Genomic DNA, 15,239 nt, shown 5'->3' with positions numbered 1-15,239 from the left:
GCGTCATTCGTAAGGCGATCAAGAACCGGAAGATTTTTCGGACTGATGAGTCAGTCATGAAGGTAATCTATCTGGCCATGGAAAAAGCTTCCGAGAAATGGACCATGCCGATCAGGAACTGGAAAGCAGCCATGAACCGGTTTGAAATTATGTTTCCTGACCGGTTCAAGGAGTAATAGTTTTGGTGGCGTTTACACAGAATTATTTACAGGCTCTACCTATCATTTTTTCAGTAATACTGACTACAATCACAATGACATTTGGAAATCTCATGTGTTTCCCAGTAGCATTATCCTTAGTTCCTGAATTATCTAAAAAAGAAAACCAAGCTATCTACTTTAGCATTTTTTATGTCCTTACCGGTCTCATTAGTGCTATTGCGAACTGGATTATTGGAATAGTATTGGAAAGTTCACAATTATTAACGGTTATTCTCATTGTATGCTATACCGTTATTTGTGGTGTGCTATCACTTAAATATAAAACTGAAAAAAACATCTAAAACAACAAATACTCTATTATCAATATGAAATACTTGATTAACCCCTTCATTTTTTCTATTACCTTACAATAAATAGCCTATCATATGGAATCAAATCTTTCTTATTCCTATGCTTAGGGAGCGTCATTAACTGGCTAGCTAACCGTTTATAATACCCCCTAGCTGCTTATCACGAATCAAACTTTATAGAAGCGCTATTCCAATAAAAATAAACATCACTACCAGCCAGAACACTGAAAGCTTCATGGCACGAAGCAGGAAACAGCCAATCAGCACCAGCGCCATTTCCATTGCTGAATGCACAGCAGACGTAAATACCGGTGAGTAAAGCGCTGAGAGCAGAAGTCCCACTACTGAAGCATTAATACCGGCCACCGCTCCAGCAATCCGGGCTCGTCCAGCCAGCGCCTGCCAGGCAGGCAGCACACCGATCACCAGCAGAAAACCCGGCAGAAAAATAGCCAGCGTCGCTGCAATCGCACCCAATATCGGAGTCGATTCAGAAGCGAAGTATCCAAGATACGTGGCCAGGGTAAACATAGGGCCTGGCACAGCCTGGGCTGCAGCATAGCCAGTCAGGAATGTATCGGTACTGATCATGCCTTCCGTTGTACTCTGCAGCAATGGCAGAACCACATGACCACCGCCAAACACCATACTGCCAGCCTGATAGAAGTCACTGATCACTCTTGCCAGTGGTGAGTAGTCAGCAAGCAGAGGCAGGCCAAGCAGCAAAATGGCAAACAGGATGAGAGGCCAGAAAACAAAACGGCACCTGGCCTGGCTGTCGTCATTGCCCGGTAACCAGCGATAACCGATCAGGGCGGCTGCGACCAGAATAGCCATTTGGACATAGACTCCAGGAAACACCAGCAATAGAGCAGCACTGAAGACACACAAACTAATGGTCAACTGACTTTTACAGAAAGACCGAAACATCTGCAGAGTGGCGTCTGCCACAACGACGACAGCCAGTAGCTTCAAACCGGCGATAATTCCCTGATACCAGTCAGCAGACAGGAACAGCTGACTGCTCATGGCGACTGCCAGCAGAATCGCAAAAGAAGGTAATGTAAAACCGACAAATGCAGCAATTCCGCCCAGCAATCCCGCCCTCTGGTAACCCAGGGCAAAGCCAATCTGGCTGGACCCAGGACCTGGCAGAAACTGGCTGAGAGCAATCAGTTGAGAATACTCAACGTCCGTTAACCACTTGCGCTTCTCAACAAACGTATTTCGAAAATACCCGATATGAGCGGCCGGGCCCCCAAAACTGGTCCAGCCCAGCAGGAAAAACTGCCAGAAAATGGTGAATAACTTATCCACAGGCAACTTACCAAAAGATTAATAAAGTAATTTGCTGATGATAAACAGCTGTTGTCCATTATGCATATTGATTCTTTTGATTGATCAGAATCAATATGATCGATATTCCTGCCAGCCCCCAATCCCTTTAGACTGTAGAAGTAAAGCGCTGCAATAGAAATGGACACAACCAACATGACCAACCATCTGGCAGTCATCGCCACCAACCGCTTTGGTATGGGGGCCAGAGATCATGAAATCAAAGAAGCGCAGTCAGATCCACAAGGGTGGCTGGGTACTCACTTAATATCCCCTGCTCTGGACAACAGCCTGCCCGACAGCTGGGCAGTCATTAACCAGTATGCAGAGTTTCGAGCCATAAAGAATGCTGAAAAATCCGGACAGAAGCCCGGCAACCAGAATGCCATGATGGCACCATTGAGGAGAACCTACTTCCAGTTCTGCAGTGATACCCTGACCCGAAGCATCAGCAGCGAGCACTCATTCAGCTGGCGACTGCTGGATTTCTTCTCCAACCACTTCAGTGTTTCAGCTCAGGGCGGACTGATGGCTCCACTGGCTCCCACGCTTGAGCGGGAGGCCATAGCCCCAAACCTCTTTGGTTCTTTTGCTGATCTACTGGTTGCGGTGGAAACACACCCAGCCATGCTGATCTATCTGGATAATGAAAAATCCATTGGACCGGATTCCAGGCAGGCCAATTACCTCAAAAAGAAGGCAAAAAAAACCAGGGGCATGAATGAAAATCTGGCGCGGGAAATTCTGGAACTCCATACCATGGGGGTGAACGGTGGCTACCAGCTGGAAGATATTCAAGAACTGGCAAAAGCTATTACTGGCTGGAGTGTAGCCCGCCCAGAGAAAGAAGAAGGACATGGTTTTCTATTTCGTGAACGGGCTCACCAGCCGGGACAGCGTAACGTTCTGGGGAAAACGTACCCGGATACCGGAGCCAGCCAGGGGGAAACCATTCTTCGTGATCTTGCAGTACACCCTGCAACGGCCAGATACGTTTCCTGGAAACTGGCCAGACACATAATCAGCGATCAGCCACCGGCTGACCTTGTGGATAAAATGCAGGAACAGTGGCTGAAGACCAGTGGTAACCTGAAAGAAGTTATTACGGTTCTGATTCAACACCCACAGAGCTGGCAGATTGAGCAACAAAAACTCAAAACCCCTCGTGAGTTTCTGGTTTCCGTCTGCAGAGCAACCGACGGAGTCTCTCCCCGAAAGAAAAACAGGGAACAACAAAGCAGAATGCTGGTCAATACGTTGACTGCCATGGGGCATAAACCCTTTGGTGCAGGTTCACCCGCTGGCTATGCTGATATCAGCAGTGCCTGGGATGGCTCTGACGCATTACTGACCCGAATCGACTGGACAAACCGCTGGGTAGAAAGCCTGAAGAAAAGAGTCGATCCACTTACACTCATGGATACCACTCTGGGTGAACAGATGGCAAGTGATTCCCGAACCATCATTGGCCGTGCAGAGAGTCGCCAGCAGGGTTTATCGCTATTATTGCTTAGTCCCGAGTTCATGCGGCGATAAGCTCGTTAGGAGAGATGCATGACTAAAATTAACCGACGCGACTTGATCAAATGGCTTGGGGCTGGCGTCGTCTGCTCACAGATTCCAGTAACCGGCAGCCTGGCATTTGGCTCAACATCAAACCATCAAAGCAATTCACCCAAACTTGTATGGATCGTTCTGCGCGGTGCAATGGACTCACTGCACGCAGTTCTGCCAGCCTTTGATGGTAACCTGTTAGTTCATCGTCGGCTTATTGCAGAACCTGCCCTTGAAGCCATGCTGCCAATGGATCAGGGGTTTGGTCTGAACAATAATCTACCAACACTGCACAGCTGGTATCAGCAGAAACAAATGGTTCCCGTGGTTGCGGTAGCTTCTCCCTACCGGCAACGCTCGCACTTTGAAGGTCAGGATGTACTGGAATCAGGCCTTTTTCCCCTGAATCAAGACAATGGCTGGCTTTCCCGTGCCCTGGAGGCCACAGGAAAAACCGGACTGGCAGTATCTCACTCTCTCCCCGTCAGCCTGCGTGGAGGACAACTGGCAGGCACCTGGTATCCAAATACCATACCCTTTGCAAAGGAAGACCTGTATCAGCGCCTTTTCCAGATGTACAAACAGGATGACCTGCTTCATGACCGTCTGGAAGAAGCCCTGAATGTCCGGGGTATCGTGGGCAACTCAATGAATGGCAACAGCCGGAAGTTCAAGGCACTGGCTGAAGCAGCTGGTACATTGCTCAGTCACCAGGAGGGCCCTGATGCCATCATGCTGGAAATGGGCGGATGGGACACCCATGACAACCAGCTGCCCCGCCTTTCACGACAATTTCAGGAACTGGACTCAGGCCTGCAGACCATGAGAACCAGTATGGGAGAACAAACCTGGAACAATACCATTGTCATGATTGCTACCGAATTTGGTCGAACGGTAGCGATGAACGGTACCGGTGGTACTGATCATGGAACAGCCTCCTGCCTCTTTATGGCTGGCGGAGCGGTTAACGGTGGCAAAGTGCAGGGTAACTGGCCAGGGCTTGCTAAAAAAGACCTCTATGAAGAGCGGGATTTACGTCCAACGTCTGATATTCGTCAGTGGATATCAGCCGCCTTGATACAACACTGGCAACTTTCAACTGCCCAGTTGAAGAGCATTTTCCCCGACATCACTCCAGCCCGGATTGTTTAAATAATAAGTAGTTGTGCAAATGGAATCGAATAATTCTGGGTGATTGGACAGTTACTATGCAAGGCACAACGGCGGGAGCATAGCCGTAGCTATGTGACCAGAGTTGTAACGCAGTAGAGTGACTGGCTACTCACTCAGAAAATATGATTCCATTTGGTCAACTGCTTATTCTTTGCATTTCATCACATCCCTTAGCAGGAGCCATTTACTCCTGCTTGGTTCCTGATATTCTGCTCGTAAAGCGTACAACTTATCGAATAATCATGACTACTCTCAGTTATGATCGCCTCGAAAAACCACGCCTTTTATAAACGACTATTAATGGCTACTTACAAGAGCACTTTATGCTGCATGCTGTTGTGAAAAAACTTCGACTGCCAGGCCTTTTTGCCTGCGCTTTATTGCCCGGTCTGGCAAATGCCCACGGTTGGGTTGAGTTCCCGGAAGCCCGACAATCCATCTGTTATGAAGATGGCGGCTTCTGGTCTGCTGATGGTCAGGATATTCCCAATGCAGCCTGTAAGGCGGCCTTTGATATCTCTGGTACTTACCCGTTTGTGCAACGCAATGAAGTGGCCATGCTGGTAAAAGACTTCCGCAATATGGCAGAAGTCAAACGGCATATCCCGGATGGCACACTCTGCTCTGCGGGTACCGAAGCCAAAGCTGGCCTCAATGTGCCATCCAGCCAGTGGCAGAAAACCCGGATCACCCTGGACAAAAATAACCAGATTGAGCTGCTGTTTAATGCAACTGCTCCACACAATCCATCTTTCTGGGAGTTTTACCTGACCAAGCCCGGTTATGACCACAGTCAGGCCCTCACCTGGAATGATCTTGAGTTGGTAGCAACCGCAGGCAATATCGCTGTGGACAGTGACAGAAAATACCGTATCAACATTACACTGCCTGCAGACCGTAAGGGTGATGCGATTCTGTATACCCGCTGGCAGCGCGATGACCCGGCTGGTGAAGGTTTTTATAACTGCTCAGACATCACCTTTACCACGGATGGAGACTCTGGCGGCGGTACGGGTCCAGATCCGGAGATCCCTGAATTGACGGCGCTGGGCTACTATATTCCCCAGGGATTCCCAATACCGGACCTGGATGACTACATCAGTTTCCGGGGCTTTGACAGCAATGGTCAGGAAATTCTGGATGAACGTATTCTGATCACTCATCAGAATCGTGACAGCTGGCCCGAATTATTGGCGCTTCAGGTGTCCGACAAACATAAAAGCTTTACCATTGGCATCTGGCACGAAGCCATGGATCACTATATGTTTGACCGGGAGAACCTCTATGCCAACCAGGTATGGGCACAGGATCCAAAAGCGTCTTATGCCCTGTCACTGATTCCGGGAGATACTATTGTTCCTCCACCGTTACCCACAGGCCAGTGGAATCCAGAGAAGGTTTATGTTGAGGGAGATGTGGTTCGCCATGATGAGCAGAACTGGCTGGCACACTGGTGGACGCAGGGGGATGAGCCCGGAACCACCGGGGAATGGGGAGTATGGCGCCTGACCGACCTGCAACCTGAAGAGCCGGAGGAGCCTGGAGTTCCTGAAACGGGCGACAGTAACTGGAGTGCTGAGCAGACCTACTACGATGGGGATAAGGTTATCCACAACGGCGTTCAGTGGCGCGCCCACTGGTGGACAAAAGGTGATGAGCCAGGAACCACAGGTGAGTGGGGAGTCTGGCGTCAAGCTGAATAATCTGTAAGCAGAAGCCCCATTATTTTGATACCACCGGCGTAACTGCCGGTGGTACTCTTCTGAAAAATTGATCATTTCCACAACGTGGTACGACAATTGACAGTACATCATCAGTGGACATTGTTTATCAAAGGTTGTTATTACCGGTTCACAGGCACCCGGTGAATATTCAACAAAGTGTCTGTATTCGTGAAATAGTGCTTGCACCAACACGTCAGCAGTCATGATCAATGCGGTCCTATGGCCCCAGGTTCAGACACATTTCGAAAATAAAGTCCTGATCCATTTGGCAGAGAAGTGTTGACCATTAAACAGCCCAGGCACACTAGCCGTAACTCAGGATGGCTGTACTCATGATTAATTATGAAGACACTACCTTACCAATTTTGAAATATCAGACCTGAGTTCGAGGCCGGTGTCGACTCCAGCGCCATCATCTTTGTCGGCCTTACCTCCACCTCTGTTTGGAACATAGCCTCCTTTGGCTTTAGGCCAGGGATCGTCATCACTATCACTACTCTCATCTACCAGACCGAATAGAATGCCAATAGCCCCATTTGGCTCCCAATCAGCCCTCACTTTCTTTTTTGCCTCCCTGTCTTTACGTAATTGTTGAAAGGTTTCTTTTTCCCTGTCTGTAAATTGATTACTTGATGCTTCTCCATCGTTCGAACTATTCAGATAATTGAAGTTTTCAATTGGTTGTAATTGAATAGCAGGAAAAACCCTTTCATCCTCTTCAACCCCTGCGCAACAGTTAAAACAGGCAACAACTGAGCGACAACAAAAATCTTTAAAATACCCCCACTCTGAAGAAGTTCTTTGAGCTTGTGATTGAGAACCTCCTGATCGCTCCACTTCTGCTTTACTGACCTTTCGAGAGAAGGTAAAGGCAGCGTCAGACTGCGAAGTCTTGACCTTTGCTGCCTCCGTTAAATCGTTGGAACCACGAACAAGATTTAAATAAAACGGGCTGGGTGTCAGATCCATAAATAACAGTCCTTCACGACAAATGGCGTTATCTGTCAGCTTATGTATATAGGGGAACGGATCGTCATAGACCCAGAATACAATGTGCTACTTTACATTTATTACAGAGAGTTCTGAGCCCCCCTTTAGTTCCTGTGCATGCTATAAATAGTGCTTGCGCCAACACGTCAGCAGCCATGATCATCAAGGCTCTCCTTTTAAAAGGGTGTCAACAAATAGCGTGAGAAGCTGTTTCGCTTTATATTGATCCATCAAATAATAAAAATAATGAGAGACATCGATGGACAACATGGCAAAACCAGCTTCTGAACAGAAGGCCTTCAACAGCTTTTCGGAGTTCTACCCCTTCTACCTCAAAGAGCACAGCAACCCAGTCTGTCGTGCTCTTCACTATATTGGCAGTTCTGGAGCTCTGGTGATCCTTGGTTATGCTCTGTACACCGGAATCTACTCATCCATCATTTTTGCCCTTGTTTTCGGCTATGCCTGTGCCTGGGTAGGTCATTTCTTTTTTGAACACAACAAACCTGCCACGTTTAAATACCCTTTTTACAGCTTTCTGGGCGACTGGGTCATGCTTAAAGACTTTCTGCTTGGGCGCTTTTGCAAAGAGTAACCAAACGTTCCGGGCAGGTTCAGGTTATCCCTAATCACCTGCCATTCACTTCGGTCAGAAGCGGCATTTCAACCGGTAACTCTCAACAACCATTCCACTATCCACATCACGTTCTCGTAGCCCGAACATCAAATTCGGTAATCACTTCGTTGACGATGAGAATCATTTTCAGTTCAATGGCCTGTTATAAATTAGCACAATAGAACCAAATTAAATTCATCGCGCTTTCTACCTCATCACGGCATTGCTGGATGAATCAGACCCAATGTGGTCAGTACGCCAATACCTTCCTAAACATGCAGTCGAAGCAGGCGATCTAGAAAGTGATATGAAAGTGCTAAACGCCCAGATTTCACGCAAAAGGCCGTTCATTGAAACTACTCTGGAAACTCCGGTTTATCCTGAAGGACTACTGGCAGCAATACCTGCTGGCCTTTATCTGTCTGCAGATTGTCTCAGCCCTGAACCTGCTGCCACCCTGGCTGATTGGTCATGTGGTAGATGGAATAAAAGACAATAGCCTTACAAACCAGGAACTGGCCAGTTATGTTGCCGGGATACTGATCACTGGTGTGGCGGTCTATGGTTTCCGATACGTCTGGAGAGCCAAGCTTTACGGTGCCTCCATTGAACTGATCCGTAAGCAACGCAGTCGCTTGTTTGCCCATTTCACCCAGCTCTCTCCGGAGTTTTACCAGCACCATACAACTGGAGACCTGATGGCTCATGCCACTAATGACCTCAATGCAGTTGAGGAGAGCGTTGGTGTTGGGATCATGACTCTGGTGGACTCTCTGATCGCAGGCTTTACCGTTCTGTTTGCCATGGTGTTCCTGGTGAGTGGTCAACTGACCCTGCTGGCCATGTTGCCGTTCCCGGTACTGGTCTGGGTGACCAAACGCTACGGAGTTGCACTGTACTCACGCTTTGGTCGCTCCCAGGCAGCCTTTTCCAATCTGAACGAAGAAACCCGTGAGTCCATTACCGGCATTCGTGCAGTTAAAGCACATCAGCTGACGGAACGACAAACCCAGCGCTTTGAACAGCTCTCCATGGAAGCGGTAGAAGCCAATACCAGCGTTGCCAGAGTCGATGCCCTGTTTGGCCCAAGTATCAGCCTGTTTTTTGGTCTCTCTTTCGTACTGGCCCTCGTCGGTGGCGCCTGGCTGATCAGCCATGGTCAGCTGACCGTCGGCCTGTTAACCAGTTTCACGCTCTACCTGGGCCAGATGCTGGGGCCCATGCTGCAGTTTGGCTGGCAGTTCAATGTCTTCCAGCGCGGCAGCGCGTCCTGGGGACGTCTGGAAAAACTGCTGTCCCGCCAGCCAAAGGTGAGTAATGCCCCCGATGCCCAACAGGCTCCAGACGACACAAGCCTTTCGATAAACATCCAGTCGTTTGGCTATAACACTGCGTCTGACGAGAAACAGGTACTGCAGGGGATCTCCACCGAGATACCCGCCGGTGCCTTTATCGGGATTACCGGCCGTACCGGCAGTGGTAAAAGTACCCTGCTAAGACTGATCCTGCGTGAATTTGATCTGCCAGAGGGATCCTCTATCCAAATGGGGAATATTCCACTGCAACAGCTGACTGTGGAATCGCTGCGGGAAAAGCTGGCCTGGGTGCCCCAAGAGCCCATGCTGTTCTCCGGCACCATCGCAGACAACATTCGCTTTTCCGCACCGGATGCCAGTCTGGAAGCGGTTGAAAAAGCAGCAAAACTGGCGGCTATCGATGAAGAGATCACGGGCTTTAAGGATGGCTACGACACCCTCCTGGGTGAAAACGGCATCAACCTGTCCGGAGGCCAGAAGCAACGCCTGGCACTGGCCCGGGCCCTGCTGGCTGACGCTGAAATCCTGTTGCTGGACGATGCCTTCAGTGCTCTGGATATGAAAACCGAGGCCCGTATTCTGAAAAACCTGATGGCCATGAAAGGTAAGAAAACCATCATTCTGGTCACTCAGCGGCTACCGGAGCTGATTACTGCTGACCATATTCTGGTACTGGATCGTGGCCGAATTATTGAGCAGGGCAACCATGATCGACTGATGTCCACCGAACAGCCTGAAGAGAATACGACCGAACACTGGTATGCAAAAATCTTCCGACAGCAGGCAAGAACACTGCTGAAGCCCCTGGAAGTGAAGCCAGACGCCGTGATCAAACGGCCCGATGTTGCCTGAGGAACAATGCAGTGTTAGCAAACGACGAGAAAAAAACATCAGGCTATCGTGGACTGGCCAGGCTGGTTCGTTACGCCAAACCCTATCAATGGCAGTTCCTGGGTGCTTTTCTGATCCTGCTGCTGGCCACCAGCCTGGAAATGCTGGCACCTTGGCTGATGAAGATCATTCTGGATGAACACATCGCCCCTGGAGTGAATGATACGATGGGCCTGGCCATGATGGGCTCTGCCCTGTTCGGCACCTATCTGGGCTCGGCCATCCTTCAATACATCCAGAATGTGAAGTTTCAGGAAAATGCGCTTAAGGTGGTTCATGACATCCGACGCATGCTGTTTGCCCATGTTCTGAGACTGCCCATGAGCTACTTCGACAGTGAGCCTACTGGTCGTCTGGTGTCCCGTATCACCAATGATTCTGAAGTTCTGCGGCAGATGTTTGTGGGCGTGATTCCGGCAATTCTGCAGGCCTTTTTCCGGGTGGTGGGTATCTTTATCGCCATGGCACTGCTGGATGTCCGCCTGATGTTCATGACCGCAATGCTGATTCCCGTCATGCTACTGGCGATTCACCTCTATCAGAAAATCAGTCACCCCGTGATTCACGGAGTACGCAGCCAGCTGGCCAACATTAACACCCGCGTCAATGAGTCCCTGAATGGCATGCGCATCATCCAGGCAATGGGGCAGGAAGCGCACCTGCAACAGCAGTTTGACAAAGATAATGAAGAGTGGAGCCAGCTCAAGCGCAGGAACATCAATATCGACAGCCTGCTGTTGATGCCTTTCACTCACCTGCTGAATGGTATTGCCCTGGCGGTTGTGGTGGGCTGGTTTGGTTACCAGTCAGGCTTTTCGCTGGTCGAAGTGGGTACACTCTACGCCTTTATTAATTACCTGGGCCGTTTCTTTGAACCCTTCAGGCAGATCACCATGCAGATGAGCAGTCTGCAGCAGTCCCTGGTTGCCTCCGAAAGACTGTTCCAGGTGTTGAATGAAGAGACAGAAGACACTCAACATGGCCAGAGTAAAAACCAGACTGATAGTCCTGAGATCCACAGCGGCAAGCTGGAATTCAATAACGTAACACTGTCTTATGACTCCAAAAATCGGGCGCTGGATAATGTCAGCTTCACCGTAGAGCCAGGGCAGTTTGTCGCCATTGTGGGTCACAGTGGCAGTGGCAAAAGCTCCGTGATCAACCTGTTGATGCGCTTTTACCAGTATCAGGAAGGCCAGATTCTGATTGATAACCAGCCGTTGACCAGCCTGAAGGAGGACACATTGCGCCAGGGTTTAGGCCTGGTGTTCCAGGAACCCTATATTTTCAGTGGGACAATGGCTGAGAATATCAGCCTGAACCATCACCAGATCACTGATGAGCACGTTCAGGCAGCGGCCAGAAAAGTGCACGCTGATCCATTCATCCAGGGGTTGGATGACGGCTATGAACACAAGCCTGGGCCAGGAGGTAAAGCACTGTCCACCGGTGAAAGGCAGCTATTGTCGTTTGCCAGAACCATTGCCCAGAATCCAAAAATTCTGTTGCTGGATGAAGCCACCGCCAATATCGATGGTGAAACAGAACATCATATTAAAGAGGCACTGATTACTCTGCGGGAAAACCGGACCACCATTGCGGTAGCTCACCGTCTTTCCACGATTCAGGATGCCGACCAGATTCTGGTGATGGATAAAGGACGGATTGTGCAGCGTGGAACCCATGAGGAGCTGCTGCAACAGGAAGGGCACTATCGCGATCTTTACCTGGCACAGCAGACTGAAGAGCAGCTGGGCACCACTCAACAGCCTGGCCTGACGATGGCCACTGCCAACGCTTAGTCACATTTCAAAAAAGGGACAGTGATGAATAGTGCTGTCCCTTAGCTCTTATCTTACGTACTCCCTCTCCCCAGAAACAATGAGTCTCTTCATTAGACGCCAGGAAGAAGTTGAACGGTAGTTTTACAGGCACAAAAAAAGCCCATCTCATCGAGATGGGCTTTTCTGATATGGCGCGCTCGGGAGGATTCGAACCTCCGACCGCCTGGTTCGTAGCCAGGTACTCTATCCAGCTGAGCTACGAGCGCGTTACGTCAACGAGGGCGAATCATACTCAATTTCCTGCAGGAGTCAACAACATTCGTTCAACTCACTGGCAGAAAGGTTTACATCGGCAAACCAGCTCTCGTCAGCGGCGTGCATCATATAAGAAGGCCGGGCATATGTACAGCCTTCATTTATACCCAATGGATTTCAAGTTGCTACGCGGCGGCAAATGAGCGAATCCATGGGAGCATAGAAATACTACGTGACCATACCGGGCTGGCGCTCCAGTGAGCGAGAGTAGCCAACAAAGTAGCAACTTGAAAGGCGACGGATATACAGGGCCTAAAACTGGTGATTAAACTCCAGCCGCCAGTCCCAGTCATTCTCAACATTCACCTCAGTATCGCTATAGTTGGCAAACCAGCGCACATTCTGCCGCGGATTCAACTGATAGCTAACCGCCAGCTCATGATGAAAACCATCGGACAAATCGCTCATTCGGGTATTGTTATTGATCGTTTTTACATACATTGGGTTGTAGTTAAGCCAGACCTTCTCACTGATCTCAATCGCTGTGTAGGTACCGATCACGGCAAAACTGGAAGGAATGGCATAACCGACACTGCCAAAGTCCGGATCTTTCTGATCCACTATTTTTCCGGTATCCCTCACCGTAATACCGACACCGGCCAGTGGATAAAATTGCACGACACCCATCTCAGGCAACGCCTGGATGAAGCTGTACGATGCACTGCCCATGTCGTTATTAAAGTTCCAGTTGATATCAATCTGGGCTCCCCGGCCGGTGGTTGTATCCAGGGAAAAATGTCGATAGCGAAACGTATTCACGGAATCATTCCCATCCAGCCCCAGCGTGTCCCCCAGAAAACCCTTCAGTTCAACCAGATTCATCGCCATGGTATCAGGGTTCCCGGTGTCATAAGCGTGACCAATTTTCAGGTTTAACCCCTCGTTACTCAGACCCGCCCCGGCCTGTGTGTAAACCGCCATGGGATCCGACATATCCTGAACCTCATCCGACTCCTGAGCTTTCACGGAATGTGGAAGCGATACCCCCAGCAGAAAAAATGGCAAAACAAAAGCAGCCCACTGCATTTTTGTAGACATGACGTATTCTCAGACAAAGCGTAAAAAAAGGGGAGCACCAGGCTCCCCACTGAAAGGAAGAATGTGAACGGTTAACCCAGGTTGTAGAGATGGGCGTCTACGGTCTGCCCTTTGGCAGGACGGGGCACGATTTCAAATGAAGGGTCGAACTCAACAGAAGCCTGCTTCAGCTTATCCATTACAGAGGCGTCCCCTTCCAGTCCGGCCTGACGGCTTTCAAACAACTCAGCCAGCGTGGTTTTACCAAGCAGGATCTGAGTCACATCGGACTTATTGATAAACAGTGTGGCATCCGCGTCACGGGCTTTATCCACCAGACCGTTATTCAGGTTACCGTTGGACATCTCCACAAAGTGCACTTCATCAATGTCCGGTACCACCACATTCATGGTAAAAGGCATATGTTGTGCAATGGTTGAGTCCACCTTCACGGCCATGTAACCCAACAGGTTGGTGATGGACATTTCAGACAATACATCCGGTGATGCACTCTTGGGTGTTCCGGGCAACGTACCCACACGTAATTCCTGGGCACCGGTAAGATAAGTATTACGCCAGCCCATATTTTCTGACTGATAACCCAGCTGTTCATAGGTATCTGCCAGCAACTGACGGGCCGCTTTATTGCCAGGCTCTGCCTGCACAACATTATTCATCACCGTGGCAACAAAGCGATACTCACCTTTTTCATAATCCGCCTGGGCCAGCTTGAAAACGGCCTCACTTCCGCCCATGTAGTCCACCATTTTGGCAGCTTCCTGTTTCACTGGCAGTGGATTCAGGTTAGCCGGGTTCATATCGAAATAACCCAGGTACATATTGTATACGGCTTTGGCGTTGTGGCTATATGAGCCGTGATAGCCATTGGTATGCCATGCCTTTTCAAGTGTTTCAGGCAGCACATCAACTACAGCATCACCAATATCCTGCAATACCACCCCATTGTTCGCCAGGCGCAACGTCTGGTTGTGGACAAAGCCATAGTTATCCCGCTGCAGCTTCATATAATCCACCACCTCATCATTGCCCCAGATGGGTGATGAATGAGAACCAAACAGCACATCGATATCACTGCCCCACTCATTGATCATCTCATTGATGTCTTTGGACCATTTCAGGGCATCACGCACCTTGGCTCCCCGCAGGGTGTAAACATTGTGCATGCCGTGATACATCATCTCACCGGTCCACAGGGCATCCATGGATGGAATATACGTCACCATGCCGGAAGGCGCTTCAGTACCGGAGGTGTCCATAAAGACCATCTCGACACCATCAACGCTGTAACGCTCATACTTGGCCTTAGCATTGAATGTGTAATCAGGCACAACATAGGTGATTTCTCCTTTACCGTACTCTGGCGAGCTGGTAGACATCCCCTTACCCAACCCGGCATCCACAATACCGTGGTCATGAGCACCCAGTGTTGCCCCGTATTGATAAGACGTCCGGCGAGACATGGCATTACCGGCCAGAACATTTTCATCCACCGCTTCCTTGGTGATGTTATGAGAACCGTAGACCTTCACATTCGGGAACATATCCTGAATGGCACGGGCTCCCCCGAAGTGGTCTGCGTGGCTGTGAGAATAGATCATGGCGACAATGGGCAGGTTACCACCTTCGGGCACATTCTCCAGAAAAAATCTGGTGGAAAGTTCTGCCGCTTGCCGGGTAATCAGAACATCGTAAACAATCCAGCCAGTCTCACCGCGTATGAAGGTAATATTGGACAGATCTGTACCACGCACCTGGTAAATGCCATCGCGCACCTCATAGAGACCCGCCGCCGTATTATTTACCTGAGCCTGTCTATACAGTGATGGATTAACAGTGTCGGCTATCTCATCCTGACTGATAAAGTCATACCAATCGCATTTTCTAAATCCTTAAGCTGCCGCCAACTATGCTTAGGCATCATTACCATGCATTATCTAGAACAGATGTCTCGTCGACCACAGCTACCCGAAGGTTTTAATGATGTTGATTTTC

11 protein-coding genes, 1 tRNA gene and 1 pseudogene are annotated in these 15,239 nt (G+C 49.6%); 8 read left to right on the top strand and 5 right to left on the bottom strand.

Going from position 1 to position 15,239, the window contains the following annotated elements:
- Both AK963_RS35525 and AK963_RS17495 read left to right on the top strand, forming a co-directional pair.
- Nucleotides 1–176, top strand: a pseudogene (locus AK963_RS35525) (IS256 family transposase); the annotation flags it as partial.
- Between the two features lie 8 nt (nucleotides 177–184).
- Nucleotides 185–502, top strand: coding sequence for an MFS transporter (locus tag AK963_RS17495; protein ID WP_139117483.1), 318 nt, complete (start codon nucleotides 185–187; stop codon nucleotides 500–502).
- 183 nt (nucleotides 503–685) lie between these two features.
- Here AK963_RS17495 and chrA read toward each other — a convergent pair whose 3' ends face one another.
- The gene (gene chrA / locus AK963_RS17490; protein WP_066016730.1) at nucleotides 686–1,828 is read right to left on the bottom strand and encodes a chromate efflux transporter; all 1,143 of its coding nucleotides are present in this window, start codon (nucleotides 1,826–1,828) and stop codon (nucleotides 686–688) included.
- A 159-nt stretch (nucleotides 1,829–1,987) separates the two neighbouring features.
- Between chrA and AK963_RS17485 the strand changes: the two genes are divergently transcribed.
- From AK963_RS17485 to AK963_RS17475, 3 genes are all read left to right on the top strand, one after another.
- A complete protein-coding gene (locus AK963_RS17485) occupies nucleotides 1,988–3,382 on the top strand; it encodes a DUF1800 domain-containing protein (RefSeq protein WP_083232734.1) in 1,395 nt (464 codons plus the stop codon).
- Nucleotides 3,383–3,400: 18 nt separating this feature from the next.
- Entirely contained in the window at nucleotides 3,401–4,552 is a 1,152-nt protein-coding gene (locus tag AK963_RS17480; RefSeq protein ID WP_066016729.1) for a DUF1501 domain-containing protein, read from the top strand.
- A 344-nt stretch (nucleotides 4,553–4,896) separates the two neighbouring features.
- Nucleotides 4,897–6,276 carry a lytic polysaccharide monooxygenase gene (locus tag AK963_RS17475; RefSeq protein ID WP_066016728.1) on the top strand — a complete coding sequence of 460 codons (1,380 nt, stop codon included), beginning with the start codon at nucleotides 4,897–4,899 and terminating at the stop codon, nucleotides 6,274–6,276.
- A 372-nt stretch (nucleotides 6,277–6,648) separates the two neighbouring features.
- Here AK963_RS17475 and AK963_RS17470 read toward each other — a convergent pair whose 3' ends face one another.
- The gene (locus AK963_RS17470; protein WP_066016727.1) at nucleotides 6,649–7,266 is read right to left on the bottom strand and encodes a hypothetical protein; all 618 of its coding nucleotides are present in this window, start codon (nucleotides 7,264–7,266) and stop codon (nucleotides 6,649–6,651) included.
- A 289-nt stretch (nucleotides 7,267–7,555) separates the two neighbouring features.
- Here AK963_RS17470 and AK963_RS17465 point away from each other — a divergent pair, with 289 nt between their 5' ends.
- From AK963_RS17465 to AK963_RS17455, 3 genes are all read left to right on the top strand, one after another.
- Nucleotides 7,556–7,882, top strand: a complete 327-nt coding sequence (locus tag AK963_RS17465; RefSeq protein ID WP_066016733.1) for an Mpo1-like protein — start codon at nucleotides 7,556–7,558, stop codon at nucleotides 7,880–7,882.
- Nucleotides 7,883–8,253: 371 nt separating this feature from the next.
- Complete coding sequence (locus AK963_RS17460) at nucleotides 8,254–10,071, top strand: ABC transporter ATP-binding protein (RefSeq protein WP_066016726.1); 1,818 nt, start codon at nucleotides 8,254–8,256, stop codon at nucleotides 10,069–10,071.
- Between the two features lie 11 nt (nucleotides 10,072–10,082).
- Nucleotides 10,083–11,912: an ABC transporter ATP-binding protein gene (locus AK963_RS17455; RefSeq protein WP_066016725.1), complete on the top strand. Its 1,830-nt coding sequence runs from the start codon at nucleotides 10,083–10,085 to the stop codon at nucleotides 11,910–11,912.
- 171 nt (nucleotides 11,913–12,083) lie between these two features.
- On the opposite strand, the gene AK963_RS17450 is transcribed toward AK963_RS17455, so the two are convergent.
- The 3 genes from AK963_RS17450 to AK963_RS17440 all read right to left on the bottom strand — a co-directional run bounded on the left by AK963_RS17450 (nucleotide 12,084) and on the right by AK963_RS17440 (nucleotide 15,019).
- Nucleotides 12,084–12,160: transfer RNA gene (locus tag AK963_RS17450), tRNA-Arg, on the bottom strand.
- A gap of 301 nt (nucleotides 12,161–12,461) precedes the next feature.
- Nucleotides 12,462–13,247 carry a hypothetical protein gene (locus tag AK963_RS17445; protein WP_083232733.1) on the bottom strand — a complete coding sequence of 262 codons (786 nt, stop codon included), beginning with the start codon at nucleotides 13,245–13,247 and terminating at the stop codon, nucleotides 12,462–12,464.
- 71 nt (nucleotides 13,248–13,318) lie between these two features.
- Nucleotides 13,319–15,019: an alkyl/aryl-sulfatase gene (locus AK963_RS17440; RefSeq protein WP_238593767.1), complete on the bottom strand. Its 1,701-nt coding sequence runs from the start codon at nucleotides 15,017–15,019 to the stop codon at nucleotides 13,319–13,321.
- Between the last annotated feature and the right edge of the window lie 220 nt (nucleotides 15,020–15,239).

The sequence above is a fragment of the Endozoicomonas atrinae genome (genome assembly GCF_001647025.1).
GTDB classification, from domain to species: domain Bacteria; phylum Pseudomonadota; class Gammaproteobacteria; order Pseudomonadales; family Endozoicomonadaceae; genus Endozoicomonas; species Endozoicomonas atrinae.
Note: the sequence above shows the minus strand (reverse complement) of the source record. Positions and strands in the feature narration are given on the sequence as shown.

Bases quoted from the DNA above. Each gene is read 5' to 3' on its own strand.
- AK963_RS17485 (WP_083232734.1), top strand. From the start codon at position 1,988: ATGGACACAACCAACATGACCAACCATCTGGCAGTCATCGCCACCAAC.
- AK963_RS17480 (WP_066016729.1), top strand. From the start codon at position 3,401: ATGACTAAAATTAACCGACGCGACTTGATCAAATGGCTTGGGGCTGGC.
- AK963_RS17475 (WP_066016728.1), top strand. From the start codon at position 4,897: ATGCTGCATGCTGTTGTGAAAAAACTTCGACTGCCAGGCCTTTTTGCC.
- AK963_RS17470 (WP_066016727.1), bottom strand. From the start codon at position 7,266: ATGGATCTGACACCCAGCCCGTTTTATTTAAATCTTGTTCGTGGTTCC.
- AK963_RS17465 (WP_066016733.1), top strand. From the start codon at position 7,556: ATGGCAAAACCAGCTTCTGAACAGAAGGCCTTCAACAGCTTTTCGGAG.
- AK963_RS17445 (WP_083232733.1), bottom strand. From the start codon at position 13,247: ATGTCTACAAAAATGCAGTGGGCTGCTTTTGTTTTGCCATTTTTTCTG.